This is a genomic window from Streptomyces sp. NPDC044704, from assembly GCF_056433525.1.
On record NZ_JBWKGY010000037.1, the window covers coordinates 18,498 to 34,721 of the forward strand.

Annotated in this window: 14 protein-coding genes; 10 read left to right on the plus strand and 4 right to left on the minus strand. The window is 71.6% G+C overall.

The window, feature by feature from the left end:
* Positions 1-73: 73 nt before the first annotated feature.
* Positions 74-2,200 (plus strand): AfsR/SARP family transcriptional regulator, encoded by a 2,127-nt coding sequence (locus AC07B0_RS39665; RefSeq protein WP_478900518.1) that lies wholly within the window; start codon positions 74-76, stop codon positions 2,198-2,200.
* A 76-nt stretch (positions 2,201-2,276) separates the two neighbouring features.
* Here the strand turns inward: AC07B0_RS39665 and AC07B0_RS39670 are convergent, their stop codons facing one another.
* The gene (locus tag AC07B0_RS39670) at positions 2,277-2,504 is read right to left on the minus strand and encodes a DUF6269 family protein (protein ID WP_356877165.1); all 228 of its coding nucleotides are present in this window, start codon (positions 2,502-2,504) and stop codon (positions 2,277-2,279) included.
* A 150-nt stretch (positions 2,505-2,654) separates the two neighbouring features.
* Between AC07B0_RS39670 and AC07B0_RS39675 the strand changes: the two genes are divergently transcribed.
* Positions 2,655-4,199, plus strand: coding sequence for a tryptophan 7-halogenase (locus AC07B0_RS39675; protein WP_478900520.1), 1,545 nt, complete (start codon positions 2,655-2,657; stop codon positions 4,197-4,199).
* Between the two features lie 262 nt (positions 4,200-4,461).
* Here AC07B0_RS39675 and AC07B0_RS39680 read toward each other — a convergent pair whose 3' ends face one another.
* Positions 4,462-5,436: a helix-turn-helix transcriptional regulator gene (locus AC07B0_RS39680; protein WP_356877169.1), complete on the minus strand. Its 975-nt coding sequence runs from the start codon at positions 5,434-5,436 to the stop codon at positions 4,462-4,464.
* 371 nt (positions 5,437-5,807) lie between these two features.
* On the opposite strand from AC07B0_RS39680, the gene AC07B0_RS39685 reads away from it, so the two are divergent.
* The 6 genes from AC07B0_RS39685 (at position 5,808) to AC07B0_RS39710 (ending at position 10,675) form a co-directional block, all read left to right on the plus strand.
* On the plus strand, positions 5,808-6,059 hold the full coding sequence (locus tag AC07B0_RS39685) for a hypothetical protein (RefSeq protein ID WP_478867248.1): 252 nt from the start codon (positions 5,808-5,810) through the stop codon (positions 6,057-6,059).
* A 63-nt stretch (positions 6,060-6,122) separates the two neighbouring features.
* The gene (locus tag AC07B0_RS39690; protein ID WP_467300179.1) at positions 6,123-6,407 is read left to right on the plus strand and encodes a hypothetical protein; all 285 of its coding nucleotides are present in this window, start codon (positions 6,123-6,125) and stop codon (positions 6,405-6,407) included.
* 79 nt (positions 6,408-6,486) lie between these two features.
* Complete coding sequence (locus AC07B0_RS39695; RefSeq protein WP_478900522.1) at positions 6,487-7,737, plus strand: hypothetical protein; 1,251 nt, start codon at positions 6,487-6,489, stop codon at positions 7,735-7,737.
* 85 nt (positions 7,738-7,822) lie between these two features.
* Positions 7,823-8,101, plus strand: a complete 279-nt coding sequence (locus tag AC07B0_RS39700) for a hypothetical protein (RefSeq protein ID WP_356877177.1) — start codon at positions 7,823-7,825, stop codon at positions 8,099-8,101.
* Positions 8,102-8,180: 79 nt separating this feature from the next.
* Positions 8,181-9,326 carry a hypothetical protein gene (locus tag AC07B0_RS39705; protein WP_478900524.1) on the plus strand — a complete coding sequence of 382 codons (1,146 nt, stop codon included), beginning with the start codon at positions 8,181-8,183 and terminating at the stop codon, positions 9,324-9,326.
* Complete coding sequence (locus AC07B0_RS39710) at positions 9,323-10,675, plus strand: MFS transporter (protein ID WP_478900526.1); 1,353 nt, start codon at positions 9,323-9,325, stop codon at positions 10,673-10,675. The genes AC07B0_RS39705 and AC07B0_RS39710 overlap by 4 nt, the downstream gene beginning before the upstream one ends.
* Before the next feature lie 82 nt (positions 10,676-10,757).
* Here AC07B0_RS39710 and sigJ read toward each other — a convergent pair whose 3' ends face one another.
* Positions 10,758-11,729 carry an RNA polymerase sigma factor SigJ gene (sigJ, locus tag AC07B0_RS39715; protein WP_478900528.1) on the minus strand — a complete coding sequence of 324 codons (972 nt, stop codon included), beginning with the start codon at positions 11,727-11,729 and terminating at the stop codon, positions 10,758-10,760.
* Between the two features lie 233 nt (positions 11,730-11,962).
* Here sigJ and AC07B0_RS39720 point away from each other — a divergent pair, with 233 nt between their 5' ends.
* Positions 11,963-12,436 (plus strand): carboxymuconolactone decarboxylase family protein, encoded by a 474-nt coding sequence (locus tag AC07B0_RS39720; RefSeq protein ID WP_469384295.1) that lies wholly within the window; start codon positions 11,963-11,965, stop codon positions 12,434-12,436.
* A gap of 67 nt (positions 12,437-12,503) precedes the next feature.
* A complete protein-coding gene (locus AC07B0_RS39725) occupies positions 12,504-12,890 on the plus strand; it encodes a DoxX family protein (RefSeq protein WP_478900530.1) in 387 nt (128 codons plus the stop codon).
* A 2,042-nt stretch (positions 12,891-14,932) separates the two neighbouring features.
* On the opposite strand, the gene AC07B0_RS39730 is transcribed toward AC07B0_RS39725, so the two are convergent.
* Positions 14,933-15,205 (minus strand): hypothetical protein, encoded by a 273-nt coding sequence (locus AC07B0_RS39730; RefSeq protein ID WP_478867234.1) that lies wholly within the window; start codon positions 15,203-15,205, stop codon positions 14,933-14,935.
* Positions 15,206-16,224 lie beyond the last annotated feature (1,019 nt).

The following is a 16,224-nucleotide window of genomic DNA, read 5'->3' on the forward strand; positions in this document are numbered from 1 at the left end:
ATCGCAGGTCACTAGCTTTTTCGCAGGGCGGCACGGACAGTCCGGGCCCGCCGGCGAAGACGCGGAGGAGACCATGGACTTCACGCTCCTCGGGCCCGTGGCGGCCGAGCACGACGGCCGTCCGGTCGCCCTGGACGGCGCCAAGCAGCGGACCGTCCTGGCCGCCCTGCTCCTCGCGAACGGCCGGATCGTCACCGACGAGCGGCTCACGGCCCTCCTGTGGGGCGAGGAACCGCCCACCACCAGCACGAGCCAGCTCTACACCTACGTCTCCCGGCTGCGCACCCGGCTCGGCCCGGACCACGGCCTGCGGCGGCACGGCGCCGGCTACCGCATGGACACCGGGGACACCACCGTCGACTGGCACCTCTTCCAGCAGCTCGCCGACGCCGGCCGCGCCGACCTCCGCGCGGGCCGCCACGCCGAGGCCGAACGCCGCCTCGCAGACGCTCTCGCCCTCTGGCACGGCCCGGCCCTCAGCGGCGTCACCGACCACCTCGCCGCCGCCGAGGGCCCCGGCATGACCGAAACCCACCTGGCCACCGTCGAACACCACACGGAGGCCGCCCTGGCCCTGGGCCGGCACGCCACGCTCGTCGCCACCCTGACCCGCGAGGTCACCCGTCACCCGCTCCGCGAGCGGCTGCGCGCCCAACTGATGACGGCCCTCCACCGCTGCGGCCGCCAGTCCGACGCCCTGACCGCGTACGAAGCGGGCCGCCGCCTCCTCGCCGAAGACCTCGGCATCGACCCCGGCACCGAACTGCGCACCCTCCACCAGCAGATCCTCACGGGAACCCTCCCGCCCCCGGCCTCCCCGGAACCCACCACGCTCCTCCACCCCACCCAGGAACACCCCCCGCCCCTCCCCCCGGCCACACCCCCGCCCCCGGCCCCGGCCCTGCCCCCGGCTTCAGCCCTGGCCCCGGCCCTGCCCACGGCCCTGGCCCCGGCTTCGGCTTCGGCCCCGGCTTCGGCCCTGCTCCCGGCTTTGGCCCCGGCTTCGGCTTCGGCCCCGGCTTCGGCCCTGCCCCCGGCTTGGGCCCCGTCCCCGGCCCCGGCTTCGGCCTCGGCCGCGCCCACGCCCCCGCCCGTAGCCGAGGCCCTGGCTACGGCCGGGCCCGCGGCTGTCGTCCCGCCCACGGCCACGGCCACGTCCCCGCCCCCGGCCACACCCCCGGCCCGGGCCCCCCAGGACCCCCCCTTCCCGCCCCCGCACGGCTGCCCCGCCGCCCCCGGCGACTTCACCGGCCGCGAGACCGCACTGCAAGAGGTCCTCGCCGTGCTGGCCGCGGGCCAGGACGTGGTCGTGACCGGCGCCCCCGGCACCGGCAAGTCCGCCCTGGCCCTGCGCGCCGCCGAACACGCCCGCCCCGCCTTCCCCGACGGCCAGCTCTACGCCGACCTGCGGGACGCGATCGGCATGCCGCGCCCGCCCCGCCAGGTACTCGGCTGGTTCCTGCGCGCCCTCGGAGTGCACGAGCACCGCATCCCCGACGGCATCGACGAGCGCACCGCGCTCTACCGCACCCTCCTCGTCGGCCGCCGCATGCTCGTCGTCCTCGACAACGCCGCCGACGACACCCAGGTACGTTCCCTCCTGCCCGGCGGCGGCGACTCCCGTACCGTCGTCACCGGCATCCGCCCCGCCCTGGCCGGCCTCGCCGGCACCCGCCTGGTCCGCCTGGGCCCGATGACCCCGGCCGAGGCGACCCGCTTCCTCGCCCGGATCACCGGCCCCGACCGGCTGTCCGCGGACCCGGAATCCGTCGCCCGGGTCGCCGAGTACTGCGACCGCCTCCCCCTCGCCCTGCGCATCGCCGCGGCCCGGCTCGCCGACCGCCCCCACTGGCCCGTGGCCCGCCTCGCCGACCGGCTCGCCACCGAGGACCGCCGCCTGGCCGAACTCCGCATCGGCAGCCTCGACCTGGCCGACGCGATGCGCCCCGCCCTGGACGGCCTCGACGGCCCCACCGCGGCCGCCCTCGACGCGCTCGCCGCCACCGCCCCGCGGATCCTCACCCCGGCCGACGCGGCAGCCGTCCTCGACCTCCCGTACCAGGAGGCCGAGGACGTCCTCGACCGTCTCGCCGACGCCCGCCTCCTCGAACCCGGCCCGCACACCGACGGCGCCGTCCCCCGCTACCGCCTGACCTCCCTGGTCAGGCTCTTCGCCCGGACCCGCGTGCCCGTCCTCTGACCTCACCCTCCCCACGTTCCTCCCGCGGCGGCCCGGTGGTTCCCACCGGGCCGCCGGCGCCGTGCCCCGGCCGCCGTCAGCCGCAGCCTCCGGCGTGCCCCTCGTCCAGCCCGTACGTCGCTATGTAGCCGTTCTCCGCGGTGCCCCGCGCGGCCAGTTCGTTCAGCGCGTCGACGTAGTCCGCGAGCAGATCGGCCCACGGCGTCCCACTGTCGCGCAGCAGCAGTTCCTGGTCGATCGCCGCGCTGTTCTCGATGTCGGTCAGAATGTCCAAGGGGTGCTGGACCTGGGGGGTCTCGAACATGTGCGTTTTCCTCCTGTCGGATCCGGGCCCCGTTCAGGTCCCGCACCAACAGATTCGGATCGGCCCCTATGGACGGTCTCCATTCCGGCCCGCACCGCGAATACAGCTGCGCCATAGAAGGAATATGGGGGACCGCCCCACCCTTCCCCCATGGACAAGAACGCGGACCGGAAAGCCCCCACCCCCCTCACGGACGTGGTGATCGCCGGCGGCACCCTCACCGCCTGGATCGCCGCGGCCCGGCTCGCCTCGGCGTTCCCCGACACGGTCCGCATCACCGTCCTGGAAACCGCCGACCGCCCGTCCATGCAGGTCACGGCGCTGGCGCCGACCGCGCAGCGTGATCTCTTCGACCCGCTCGGCATCTTCGAAGACGAATGGATGCGGGCCGCGGACGCCTCTTTCACCGCCGCCGTCAAATACACCGACCGCTCCGCCCCGCACACCCACGTCTACGTCCCCCGCAGCAGCCCGCTCCCGGACTGCGAGGGATTTCCGCTTTCCGACGCATGGACCCTGCGCCGGGCCTGCGGACACACCGTGGAACCCGCCGACCGCGCCTGTTTCCGTGAGCCCCCGCTCATGGACGCGAAGAAATCACCGCGCTGGCTGGACGGCCGGGCGGCAATTGCCTACGGCTGGCACGCGGACACCACGATGCTGACCCATTTCCTGCGCGCGAAAGCCGTCCGTACCCGCGGCGTCCGGCTGCTGACCGGCGACCTGCTCGGCGCCGACCGGGACGCACACGGCAAGGTGACGTCGCTGCACACCACCCGCGGCACCCTGGCCGCGGACCTCGTCCTGGACTGCACGGGCGAGTCCCGCCTGCTGATCGCCGGCGTGCTGGCCGAACCCTTCACCGACGAGACCGGCCTCGTCCCCGCCGACAGCACCGTCACCCTGACCGCCCCTCACGACAGCGCCCTGCACGGCGTCGAGCCGTACACCACCGCCACCGCCACCCCCGCCGGCTGGACGTGGCGCCTGCCCCTGCTCGGCCGCTACGGCGCGGGCCTGGCCTACGCGAGCGCCCGCACCACCCCCGACGAGGCGGCCCGTCAGCTGCTCGACACCCACGGCGCGCGCGACACACCCGCGCGAGCCGCCCACACCCGCCACCGCCCCGGCCGCCCCCGCCGCTCCTGGGTGCACAACTGCGTGGCCCTCGGCGCGGCCGCCGGCCTCACCGACCCCCTCGCCGAGGACCACGCGGCCACCCTGGACCTGCTGGACCGCCTGATCCGGGACTTCCCGTCCCCCGACCGACCGGACGCCCCCGCGGCCCGCTTCAACCGGGCGGCCGCCGCGCACCACGAACGCGCCGTCGACCTCCTACGGCTGCGCCACCCGGCCCGGCACCCCCTGCCCCTCTCCGACACCGCCCGGGCCGCACTCGAAGCCCACCGCGCAGGCCTCTCACCGACCCCCGACGAGCAGCCGCTCCGCACGCTGCTGACCGCCGTCAGCCCCCGTACGGGCGGCCCCTCCCCGGCCCTCGCCCGCCACCCCGCCGCCCTGCGCGCCGCCGAGGAGCACTTCACCCGTATCAAGCGCCACCAGCACACCCTCCTGGAGACCCTCCCCACCGCGCACGACTACCTCGCCCGCCTGCACTCCCCGCGCACCCACCGCACGGCACGGTCAGCCGAACGCGGCGCCCTCCTCCTCGCCCTGCCCACGGCCGCCGACTAGGGCCTGTCGTCAAACTCCCGTCGTCGCCCGGAGGGCGGCCCTGCGGCGTCTGGTGCGTGCTCTCGGTGCGCCGGGCGGAAGCCCGCGTACTGGACGTACTTGGCTTTCGCCCGGTGCGGCGAGAGCGCGTGCCAGGCGTCGCGGGGCAGACGGGAGTTTGACGACAGGCCCTAGGGCCCCCTGCGCGCCCGGTCGGCTCCGCCGGGAAGGCCCCCGAACGGCCCCGCCCCGCCCCGGGCCGGACGCGCGAGCCCGACCGGACCTACAACCAGCCGCGTCTCGTGGCGTTCACGCCGGCCTGGAACCTACTGGCCGCGTCGAGTCTTTCCATCAGGCTGGACATCATCCGGCTCACGGTGCGCGCCGAGATCCCGAGGTTGCGGGCCGCGGTCTCGTCGGTGTCCCCGGCGGCGACCATCTCCAGCAGGGCGCGTTCCGTGGGCGTGCACCCGTTGTCGTCGGAGGGCGGCTGCTCCCCGAAGGACGTCCCCGTCGACCAGCACAGCTCGAACAGCGCGCACAGGGCGGTGATGATGCCGGAGCTGTGCACTTCGAGCGCGCCCCTGCGCGGATCCTCCGGGTCCAGCGGCAGGATCGCGGCCCGCCGGTCCACGATGATCATCTGGATCGGGACGGTGGGCACGGTCCGCATCTGGCCGCCGTGCTCGATGAGCCACCGGGCGTAGGCGAGCGTGTCCGCGTCGTTGCGGAAGCTGTCACGGCACACCGCCCGGATCTTCACCCCGCGCTCCAGGGCCTGTTCGTTGAGCGGGGTCGCGGCGTTGCGGGCGTCGGGCCGGTGCGCGCCACCGGGGTTGAGGGACAGGCATTCGAACTCGGTGGTCCGCTGGAGTTCCTCGAGCCGCGTACGGACGGCATCGAGCCCTTCGAGCCGCGTGGCGCTGTCCGACATGCGCGTGCCCAGGTGCTCGGCGGCTATCGCGGCTATCTCCGCGCGCGTGGTCTCCACCTGGGCCAGCCGTGCCGCGAGGTCGGCCTCGGCGCCGGCCAGCAAGGTGGCCAGACCGACGTCGGGACTCACCGGACGCAGGCTGCCCCCGCGCTGGTCGGACGGCTTGAGCAGGGCGAGCGCCGCCAGTTCGTCGAACGCGGCGCGCACCACCTTCTCCGGGAGCCCGGTGTCGGCCGTCAGATCGGCGACACCGTGGTCGGGGTTCTGGAGCGTTGCCCGGTAAACGGTCTCGGCATGGGGTGTGAGTCCGAGTAACTGGAGCATGTGGTCTCCCTTCGGTCAGGACCACCGGTGGACGAAGGCTTTCGCATGGGCATGACGTCTTCAACCCCGTAATCCCCGCAATCCCCGTAATCCCCGCCAGGCTCAGCACCGCCCGGCCGCCCTGCCCGTCACGGTGATCACACCGTGCTCCCGCTCCGCGCCCTCCCGCCCACGGGACCCGCTGCCGACGGCTGCGGGAAGGGGACCTCGCCCGAGGTGGCGTCTCTCCGCCTGGCGATTTGACGCCGGTCTGTGCCTGGTGACACCGCCACCGCGGTGGGACAGGCTTATGCCATCGAACGCAACACCCCACGGACCGGGGTGAAAGCGACAGTCAAGGAAAAAGCTGCTTCTGAAGGGTGGAGTCCGTCATGTCCCGGGTCGCCGCAGTCCTCCTCTCGTCCGCCGCTCTCGTCGTGGCCGTCGCCACCTCGGGCGCCGTCGCCCAGGACGCATCGGGCGCCGGCCGTACGTCCGCCGGTGACGGATTCGGCTGGGGGACGAACCAGGCGGTCGTGGCCGACGACGGCTTCGGCTGGAGGACACGGCAGGCGGTGGCGCCGGGTGACGGGTTCGGCTGGGTATCGCCCCAGGACGGGACCGGTACCGAGCGGCCGGTCTGACACGGGCGCCGACGGCGGACCGACGGCGGGCCGATGGCGCGAGGGCCCGAGATCGCCATGCATATGATCACCATGCGACTGGTCGGCTCCCGGGGAGCGACAGCCGCCCCCGACGACCTCAGGGAACTGCTCACGGCCCAGTTCGACCCCGCGGACCGCATCGAGCACCTCTGGGCACGCGCCGGCCACGACCAGATCGACCTGGTCCTCTTCGTCCTGGCCGACTGCGAGGCCGAGGCCCTGCTGACCGCCCGCGCCGCGTGCCTGCGCGCCGTCGAACGCGCACCACGACTCACCGCCTGGCACCTGTCGGACACCGCGGACGGAGACGGCCCCCCGCCCCGGTGACCGCAGCCACCTCCACCACACCCGCCCCGCGGCCCGCGCGTCGGCCATCACCACGTTTGGCACGAGAGAGGAACCCACCATGCTCGAAACCGCTGACGCGGCGCCGCGTACGGCGCTCGACCGGACCACCGCCCGCCGCCACATCGGGACCTTCCAGGTGCCCGACGACGTCACCGCCACGGAGTTCTCCCTCCCGGGAGCCCGCCTGGAGACCACGAACGTGAGCGAGAGCGACGGCACCAACGGCGTCGTCCGGGTGACCCGCATCTCGAACGGCCCGGGCATCACCGACTACGTCACCCACGAGAAGGACTTCACCTACTCCTCCTACGGCATCCACGTGGGCCAGGACGACCGGCTCACCTTCTTCGGCGAAGGCCAGCGCATCACCGTGCACCTGATCGACTGCCGCGAGGACTCCCCGCAACTCGGCGACGAGATCACCATCGAGATGGCCGTCTCGCCCCACCGGGTCCTGATCATCCCCAAGGGCGTCGCCCACACCCTCGACGGTCTCGGCGGGGTCGTGACCCGCGACGAACCCGTCTGGTACGCCGACCAGAACCCGGACTGGGAACCGGACAACGACCTGGTCTCCTTCCTCCGCTCCTCCTCCCGGGTGCCTGTCGTACGGACCAACCGCCACGAGCTGCCGGTCGCCGCCCACCTGCTGCTCTCCCGGATGTCCCAGCAGACCAACTCCCAGGACCAGGGCGCCTACGCCGCCCGCTACCGCGTCTCCATCGGCGGCAGCACCACCTACGCCACGATCCGCCCGGCGTGGCGTGCCGCCGAGACCGCCGACGACGGCAACGAACTGACCTCCCGCAACAACTTCGTGCTGACCGGACCCGAATCCTTCACCGTCGTGCCCTCCACGGACAGCTGCACGTCGGACGTCCTGGAAGCGGACCTCGACGCCGGCCGCGGCGACGGGGAAACGACCGGCGGACGGTACGTCCGGCACGAGTACTCCCGCCGCCGCCTCACCTGGCTGGCCGGCAGCACCGACGCACGGATCGAGGTGGTGACCGCGGACGGCGAACACTCCGTGATCCCCCTCGGCGACCCCACCATCGGGGTCCGCGTCCCCCCTGGTACCTGGTACCGGTTCACCGGAACCGGCCGCGTCTGGCTCCGCTCCGAAATGGAACTCCTCGACCTCGAACCCTGGGTCCTGGACCACCCCCTCGGACGCGACGTCATCACGGCCGACCCCTCCGGAGCCGGTCCCAGCAGGCCCGAGCAGGACGGCGACCGCTACCTGCCCGGCCCGGCTCTCCACGCGCTGGCGCGCATGGAAGCCAAGGCAATGTCGCTCACCCGCTGAAGTCCGCTGCGGAAACCTCCGCAGAACCGTCCGCGCACGAGCACCCCGCGGACGCCACCGAAGGACCCAACGAAGGGAACGCACCATGTCGATCACCAGTGTCGAGACCACCGCGTGGAAGACCGAGCTCGCCGCCATGTCCGGTGACGTCACCGACCCCGCCGCCCGCGCCGCCCTGGAGAGCCTCACCTCCGCGCTGGAGCCCTACTTCGAGACCCCCGAGTACTTCCGCAGCATCCTCGGGAAGATCGCCCAGGCGATGATCGACGCGGACACCGAGGAGCAGATCACCTCGCGTGCCTACGGTGACCTGGAGGAGTTCAAGGCGGCCCTGCCCGAGGGCGTCGTCGTCACCACCGTCTGAGCACCGCAGTAGTCGTTGGGGGGCGGGCGCACCGGTCCGGTGCGCCCGCCCCCAGGCATTTTCGGAAAGGAACGCCGCCATGTCCGCTCTCCCCAAGCCGCACCTGATCATGACCAAGACGCGCACGACGGGCGAGGAGTCCGGCCTCCCGGGAGCGCGGCACATCCGGTCCTCCCGCAACGACCGTCCCTACCACTACATGGTGCACAGCCCGCACTTCGCCTACGAGGAGTACGCGGTGCACCTCGGCCAGTACGACCGGCTGTCCTTCTACGGCCCGGCCGACGCCCCGCCCGTGACCGTCCACCTGTACGACTGCCGGTCGGACTCCCCGGAGTACGACCGCAAGCTGGAGATCGACGTGCCGGCCGACGGGTCGTGCGTTCTGGCCGTCCCGCCCGGCTACGCGCACTGGTTCGAACGCCTGGAGACCGTGACCACCCGCAACGACTACTCGCTCCACGCACCCGAGGACCCTTCCTCCGCGTGGTCGCCGTTCGACGACAACGCCACCTACGCCGTCACCGACATGAACCGCTCCCGCCCGCGGGCCGTCGCCAACACGGTCGAGCTGCCGACACCGGCCCAGTTCCTCGTCTCCAAGGTGGTGTCCCGCAGCTGGCTCGGTGGCGCCACCGAGCAGGGCGTCGTCGCCTCCGCGGAGATCGGCGGCGAACTCCACCGCTACTTCATCGACCGGGACCTCGCCGGGCAGCAGCCCGACCTGCCCCGGTCGCAGCTCGCCACGGTCAACGCCGCGGTCGGTTCCTACCAGTCCATCCGTGACGACTCGTACGGCATCGGCTCCAACGTGGAGAACGGCCTCGCCGACACCATGGTTCACGACATTCCCGAGGCCTGGCCGCCCTGTTTCAGCGCCCATCCCAATCTCACGCTGAAGCTGTCCCCCCTGCTGTACGACAATCCCGAGATGGAACTCCAACTCATCGACCGACGCGCGGACTCCCCCACCTTCGGGGCCTCCCAGGTCCTGCCCTTCCCGCAGGACGCCCGCGTCGTCCTGACGATCGAACCCGGCGTCCTCATGCGGGCCCGCGGCAACGGCACCCTCCACTACCGGGTCGAGTACGAGGTCCACGACAGCGGCGGCGCCCGCCTGCCCGAACTGTTCGTCCCCGTCCCCGCCGGCGGACCGCTCCCGACGTTCGAGGCGCCGGGCTCCGCGCTCCCGGGCGAGGTCGTCCGAGAGCTGGCCTACCGATGACCACGACGGAACAGGGCCCGAGGGCGGCCGGCCGCACCCCGCTCACCACCCCGTCACGCTGGCTGACGCTGCTGCTCGTCGTCTTCGCCTTACTCGTGCTGTCCCGCTCCATGAGCGAGGGCATCTACGACATCGCGTTCGCCAACCTCGCCCTCGACCTCTCCGGCCTGGTCAGCACGGTCGGCCTGGTCTACTGCGTGGGCTACGGCGTGGAAGTCGTCGCCTCCGTGGCCGCCGGCCCCCTCCTGGACCGGGGCAACCCGAAGTCCGTCCTCGTCACGGCCTATCTCGTCAAGATCGGCGTCTTCGTCCTCATCGGGATCGGCTCCACCTTCCTCTCCTCCCACCTGTGGGCGATCGTCGTGGCCGCCGCGACCGTGGACCTCGTCCACCACATCGGGGAAATGGCCCTGTTCGTGCTCCTGCCGAGGATCCTCGACGCCAAGACCCTCGTCCGGGTCCAGGGCATTGGCGGAACCATTCGTTCCGCTAGCGAGCTCCTCGCACCGGTGGTCGCCGGCCTCGTCATCGCCCTCATGCCCGGCTCCCGCGCCCTCCTGGTCGCCGCGGGCCTCCAGGTCCTCGCCCTGGCCGTATTCGCCGCCTTCGTCGCCGTAGTGGCACGCCGGCCCAAGGCTGCCGCCCCCGACGGAACCGACGCGGCGAACCCCGCACCCGAACCGGACACCACGCCCGAGCCGCTCCCGTCCCGCCGCGTCGTCGCCAGGACCCTGGCCACCAGCCCCGCCTGGCGCCGCTTCCTCACCTTCCACGCCCTGACCGTGCTCGCCCTCTCGACGGTCATCCTCTCCCTGCTGTCCCTGATGAGGGAGACCTTCGACATGTCGCCGGCCCGCGCCGGCTCCTTCCTCGCCTTCTCCACGATCGGGGCGATCATCGGCGGCCTCGCCGTCGCCAAGGCCGGCCCCGACGGCATCTACACCAGCCTCCGCTGGGCCACCGCCCTGGCGGGCGCCGGCACCCTGACCGCGGCGCTCTTCGGCCGGACCCAGTGGATCCTCGCGGCCGCCCTGATCCTCTTCGGCATCGGCTTCACCGTCTACCTCAGGTCCGCCGGCCTCCTCGTCCAACTCCGCGCCCCCGCCAACCTCCTCGGCACCTGGCACGGCCTGCTCGACGCCGTCATCCGCATCGTCAGCGCCGCGGCGATCCTCGCGACGGGCTTCCTCTTCGACCGCTTCGGCGGCAAACCGGTCTACCTCGCCTTCGGCGCCCTCCTCCTCCTCACCGCCGCCCTCTGGTCCACCTTCGGCCCCCAAGACCGCCACCACCTCAGCACCACCCCCCTGCACCCCCGTCCCCAGGCGGCGCCGGCCGACAGGGGATGAGAGCCATCCCCTGGAGGGGGACCCACTCCACTGTTTCGCCTACGCGGTAGGCCTCAGCGTGGAGGCACGCGCACGACTCGCGCTAGGCCTGGTCCGACCCTGGGGAGAGGTCCTCCCCCTGGCCGCCGTCGTCCAGCCGTGCCATGTCGGACACGGGTCCGAGGTGGCGGAGCTTGTCGGGGTTGGACACGGAGTGGATCGCCCGGATCACACCGTCGACGATGTCGAGCTCGACCACGTTGACCACCCGGCCCTCGGGGTCGTACGTCACGGCGCCGGGGCGGCTGTTGACCCAGGCCGGACGGAGACCGGCACCGAGGTTCCGGATCCGGCGGAAACCGCCGACGAGCAGCTGCCCGACGCGCTGCGGATCGGCCACCGGATTCCTGGTCGCTCGCGCCTTGCCGCCGCCGTCCCCGTAGTACACGACGTCGGGCGCGAGCATGCCGAGCAGCGCGTTCAGGTCGCCGCCCTCGGCCGCCTCGAAGAACTTGCGGGCGAGCTCCTCGCCCTCGGCCCGCTTGGCGGGGGGCGGCACGCTGTCCGCGTCCGGCCCGGCCGCGGTGATGCGCTTCTTGGCACGGGCGAAGATCTGGCGGCAGTTCGCCTCGGACTTCCCGGTGCTCCTCGCCACATCCGGGTAGTCGTACCCGAACACCTCGCGCAGCATGAACACCGCCCGCTCCACCGGGGAGAGGGCCTCCAGCAGCACGAGGAAGGCCATGGACAGCGAGTCGGCCAGCTCGGCGTGCTCGACCGGTCCCGGCCGGTCATGGGTCACGACGACCGGTTCGGGCAGCCAGTTCCCCACGTAGGTCTCCCTGCGTACCCGTGCCGAGCTCAGGTGGTTGATCCCCAGCCGCGTCACGGCTGTGGTCAGGTACGCCTTTGGTGCGGAGATCGCGGTACCCGCCTGGTGAGCCCGGGTCAGGCCGAGGTAGGCGTCCTGGACGAGGTCCTCGGCGTCGCCCACCGACCCGGTCATCCCGTAGGCGATGGAGAACATCAGCGGCCGGTAGGCGGCCTCGTCCGTCACATCCGTTGCTCCCGACATGGGACCCCTCCCCCAACTCGCGGACGGCGGTGCTCAGTCCGAGCGCGCCGCCCCGCCGGCCCATTCCAAGATCCACAGGACGCCCAGAGAGTATCCGAGGGGCTTCGGCCGGCCGTCGGCGGGCCATCGCAGGCCCTGCGGGGAGACGCACGTCACATCGGCCCCTGTCACAGGCTGCCGGGGTGCCCTGTCTTAGAGGGCGACAGCGAACAGCAGGAACCAAGGAGTGCACGATGAACGCTCGACTGAACTTCATGAACAGCCCCGTCGCCGCCAAGGCCATGAAGCACATCATCGCCGCGAGCAGGGCGCTCGCGGACTCGACCGTTCCGGCGTCCACCCGGGAACTGGTGATGCTCCGTGCCAGCCAGATCAACGGCTGCGCCGGCTGCATCGACATGCACACCAAGGACGCCGCGCACGCCGGGGAGAGCGCGGTACGTCTCCACCTGGTCGTGGCGTGGCGCGAGGCCACTGTGTTCACCGACGCCGAACGCGCCGCCCTGGAGCTGACCGAAGAGGGCACCCGTATCGCCGACGCGGCCGGCGGGGTCCCGGACGCGGTCTGGGCGAACGCCGCCAAGTACTACGACGACGACCAGCTCGCCGACCTGGTGGCCCAGATCGCCATCATCAACGCCTTCAACCGCGGAAACGTCATGATCCAGCAGCCCGCGGGCGGCTACCAGCCCGGCCAGCACGGCTGACCATCCGCCCGCCACGCGACCGTTGCGACCCCGGCTCCCGAGCCGACACCATGCAAGGACACATCCCATGAACCTCGCCCTGTGGATCGTCACCGGACTGCTCGCCGCCGCCTACCTGCTCGGCGGCGCCTTCAAGGTGATCACGCCGAAGGAGAAGATCGCCGCCAGCGGCTCCAGCGCCCGCTGGGCCGAGGACTTCAGCGCCGGCGGCATCAAAACCATCGGAGCCCTCGAGGTGCTGGCCGCGGCGGGCCTGGTCCTGCCCGCCGTGCTCGGCACCGCACCGGTTCTGGTCCCGCTGGCAGCCCTCGGCCTGGTGCTGATGATGACCGGTGCGGCGATCGTCCGCATACGGCGTCACGAGACCACATTCATGGTGGTGGACCTGGTCTACCTCGCCCTGGCCGCCTTCGTGGTGTGGGGCCGCTTCGGCCCCGAGTCCTTCACGGCCTGAGCGGTATGTCCGGCCACACCCCACTGCGTTCAGCCTGCGTGAGCCTTCAGGCCCGCCGCCCTGCGCCACACGACCGTGATCAAGCGAATAGCCCCAAGGGCTTCACCACTGAACCTCTTCCCGCCACCAGCAGGCCGTTCTCGGCGCGGACCGACAAACACTGCTGACTCTCGACCGTCGTAGGCATCAGTCGGCGTGAGGTGTTTGGCCGTGGACAGCGTGTCCGGGGCGGGGATGGGCGTCTGCGGGAGGCACTGTGCAGGTCCCCGACATGTCAGGTCGCTACCTCGGACCTTGAGGGGGGTGCAGGTTCCAGAGTGTAGCCACACACCAGAATGATGCATCGGGGTGGGTTATCTCCCGGGCTGAAGCGCAGCGAGGTGGTCCTTCCCCAGTGTGTGGCCGGTAGGGCTTGCGGCTGCGTTCGGTGAGTTGTGCTGTGGGGGCTCAGGCCGAGATTCGTACCCAGGTGTCGCCGCCGCGGAGCCAGAGGGCTCCGTCGCGGCCCTGGGCGCAGCGCATGCCCATCGGACCGGGCAGGCTCAGTCTCTCCCAGGCTCCGTCCTTGCCCTGGCGGGTACGGCCTGACGTCCCGTCTGTGACCACTACCAGCAACCCGTCACACGGGCCGGTACACGCCAGCCGATCCAGCCCTTGATGTACGGGGAACGGTGCAGGTTCCGTTCTTGGACCAGGATCACTGCAAGTTCACAGCCCGGTCCGACGCTCCACCACAGGGCTCGCCATCCAGCTCGGGCGTCCTCAGGGGAGAGGCTCCATACGATAGGCAGTTCGTCAATGGTCATAGGTATTCACCTCAGGGACTTCGGGCCCCGACGGCACCCGAAGAGCGCAACGCTACCGGGCGAGTCAGCACTGCTTGGCCCCGGCAGATCCGCAAGGCAGGAACCAGCCCGGACCTCGTGAAACTGGGTCACCTCCCGCGCAGCGCGGGAACTTATTTCCTTGCGAAGCGGAACCCCTGGGCCAGCCCGAAGCGCCGGACTCCACCCTGGAGGTCCAGTCCCAGCGCAGCGAACAGGGGCTTCTAAGCTACTTGAGGGGTTCACGCGCAAGATGGCTGGCCCACGTCGGCTATTCCCTTTTAAACCTATCGCCGGACCGATCGACGTTGGGGAGACTTGTTTGCATGAGTACCCCCTCTGAGACGGGCCAGCTGTTCGGATACGCCGTGGTCGCGAACGTTCGGCGTGAGATTCCGTACGGACCGGGTGGGGCGGAGGTCCGCAGTGGCACCAAGCACTTCCCGGCGGGTGGCAAGGTCTGGCTCGTCACACCCTGTTGGGACCTTGGCTTTGGAGAAGCCCTTGCGGTCGGCCGGCACCGGGGCTCGCCCCGCTTGGTGGGGATGGTCACTCGTGTAGTGCACCTGGAGAACTTGAGGGCCCGTGCTGTTTACAGTGCCGACCTGGGACGAAGGCTGGAGACGTATCCGGGGACAGGACTCTGGATCACGCGGGAGGATGCCGAAGCACAGGCAGTGACCTGGTCAACCGGCGAAGGCCTCTACCCAGCAGCCGGCTTCCCTGTCATCAGCCGCCCGCGGAGCGGGCTGGTCCTGGAGGCGGAGCCGGAAGGACCCGGGCGGGGGAGCGGAGCGGATCCGCCCAACGGGCCGAAGGCCCAGACCCCGTAAAACGGGGTCATCCCGGCTCGCGGAGCGAGCCATTCGGGTGGAGCGAAGCGGAACCCGAACAGTCCGGAGCGCAGCGCAGGACCCCTGCCCGAAGGGCAGGCCTTCCGGTGAGCGCAGCGAACCGGGTCTCTTCCCCAGCGCGCAGCGGCCCGCGCGCTGCCGGCCGATGGTGGCAAGTACATCGGCTTCCTGGAAGCCTGCGAGGTCACTGCCATGGACCTGCACGACTGGTTCACGGCCTGGCACAAGGTCATGGGGCCGCCCGACGACGCAGGCCGGGGGCCCAGAAGGCAGCCCTGGCGACCGGCCCTGCGGGCCGTGGGAGCTTCCTGCGGGGTCGTCGGGCCCGGCCTTCCCTCCCATGGCCGGGCCCGTACCGCGTGTCCTACTGGTGCCAGAGGCGCTGCAGGGCGGTCAGCGCGAGGGCCAGAAACAGGGCGCCGACGGCGGCGCCGACCGCGAAGGGGTCGGCCCAGGCCGGTGCCCACCGGACGAAAAGTGCTGCCCCGACGGCGAGCATGGTGCCGAGCATCGCGAGGGCGAAGGTGAGCACCAGGAGGAGCCTGTCCCGCTGGTGCCGCAGCCGCGCCAGCTCCTGTGCGCCGGTCTCGGCGGGCTGGGCGGTGGTCTCGGTCGTCGACCTCGTGGTGGTGGTCATGGTGGTGGTGTTCCTTCGGTTGGGTCGGCATGGTGCCGGGGCTGTGGGGTGGATCGGGGGTAACTGTGAGATCGGCGGGCACCGGGGTCGAGTTCTCGCGAATTTGCGTTCCGTGCCTGGTCAGAGGTCCCTCAAGGTGGCCGGCGGGCGGATTCGCGAACGCTTGACACGGAGTCGTGGCCGGAGCGGCCGGATCGCTGATCTGAGGTTGCGTGACTCGCATGCAAGGCGCGCAAGTTCCCTGTACGGGTAGCTCGGACTTTTCTTCGGGAGCAGGTGAACGCGAATCCGAGCGGTATTCAATAGTTTTGGGTGAGGCCTTCCGAATTCGTTGGGGCGACGTTCTGAATTTCTCGAAGGTCTCTGATGGACCGTGATTTAGGTGTGTTTTCGTGGTGGGTGCGATGTTGGGGGAGGGCCGGAGGGCACGTGTGCTCCTGTGCCACCGGTTTCGCCTCAGGGAACATCGACGTGTAATAAGCCCAGTTCAGAAGCCTGTAGACGGCCCGTCAGGGCTGCTCCTGACCATGCCCATTGGATCCCGGTCCCGCTTCGCGGGCCGCCGGCAGCAGCGGAGAGGCCGCCGGGGTGGGCACGAGACCGGCCCGGGGCAGGGGAGCGCAGCGACCAAGCCCCCGCGGCCGCGCAGCGGCCCGCCCAGGGCGAAGCGCAGCGAAGCCCACACGGGAACCCGCGAAGCGGATTCCCGCAGGTCAGAGAGCGAATCGAACTGACCAGCCACCGCGAAGCGGTGGCTCCAGCCGGCCCGAAGGGCCGGCGCCCGAGCGCAGCGAGGGGGGTTCCCTTCCCAGGCGCGCAGCGCCTGGGAACCCGGCCAAAGGCCGGGCCTGGCGAGGCAGAGCCTCGCTTGTCCCAGGCGCGCAGCGCCTGGGATCCCGGCCAAAGGCCGGGCCTTGGCGAGGCGAAGCCTCGCCCGCCGAGCGCAGCGAGACGGGGCCACTTCCCAGGCGCGCAGCGCCTGGGGTCCCGCTCCGCGGGGGTTCGGAAGAGCACACGTC

What these genes read in the sequence shown, in the direction of transcription:
- AC07B0_RS39665 (WP_478900518.1), top strand. Translation starts at nt 74, where the DNA reads ATGGACTTCACGCTCCTCGGGCCCGTGGCGGCCGAGCACGACGGCCGT.
- AC07B0_RS39670 (WP_356877165.1), bottom strand. Translation starts at nt 2,504, where the DNA reads ATGTTCGAGACCCCCCAGGTCCAGCACCCCTTGGACATTCTGACCGAC.
- AC07B0_RS39675 (WP_478900520.1), top strand. Translation starts at nt 2,655, where the DNA reads ATGGACAAGAACGCGGACCGGAAAGCCCCCACCCCCCTCACGGACGTG.
- AC07B0_RS39680 (WP_356877169.1), bottom strand. Translation starts at nt 5,436, where the DNA reads ATGCTCCAGTTACTCGGACTCACACCCCATGCCGAGACCGTTTACCGG.
- AC07B0_RS39685 (WP_478867248.1), top strand. Translation starts at nt 5,808, where the DNA reads ATGTCCCGGGTCGCCGCAGTCCTCCTCTCGTCCGCCGCTCTCGTCGTG.
- AC07B0_RS39690 (WP_467300179.1), top strand. Translation starts at nt 6,123, where the DNA reads ATGATCACCATGCGACTGGTCGGCTCCCGGGGAGCGACAGCCGCCCCC.
- AC07B0_RS39695 (WP_478900522.1), top strand. Translation starts at nt 6,487, where the DNA reads ATGCTCGAAACCGCTGACGCGGCGCCGCGTACGGCGCTCGACCGGACC.
- AC07B0_RS39700 (WP_356877177.1), top strand. Translation starts at nt 7,823, where the DNA reads ATGTCGATCACCAGTGTCGAGACCACCGCGTGGAAGACCGAGCTCGCC.
- AC07B0_RS39705 (WP_478900524.1), top strand. Translation starts at nt 8,181, where the DNA reads ATGTCCGCTCTCCCCAAGCCGCACCTGATCATGACCAAGACGCGCACG.
- AC07B0_RS39710 (WP_478900526.1), top strand. Translation starts at nt 9,323, where the DNA reads ATGACCACGACGGAACAGGGCCCGAGGGCGGCCGGCCGCACCCCGCTC.
- sigJ (WP_478900528.1), bottom strand. Translation starts at nt 11,729, where the DNA reads ATGTCGGGAGCAACGGATGTGACGGACGAGGCCGCCTACCGGCCGCTG.
- AC07B0_RS39720 (WP_469384295.1), top strand. Translation starts at nt 11,963, where the DNA reads ATGAACGCTCGACTGAACTTCATGAACAGCCCCGTCGCCGCCAAGGCC.
- AC07B0_RS39725 (WP_478900530.1), top strand. Translation starts at nt 12,504, where the DNA reads ATGAACCTCGCCCTGTGGATCGTCACCGGACTGCTCGCCGCCGCCTAC.
- AC07B0_RS39730 (WP_478867234.1), bottom strand. Translation starts at nt 15,205, where the DNA reads ATGACCACCACCACGAGGTCGACGACCGAGACCACCGCCCAGCCCGCC.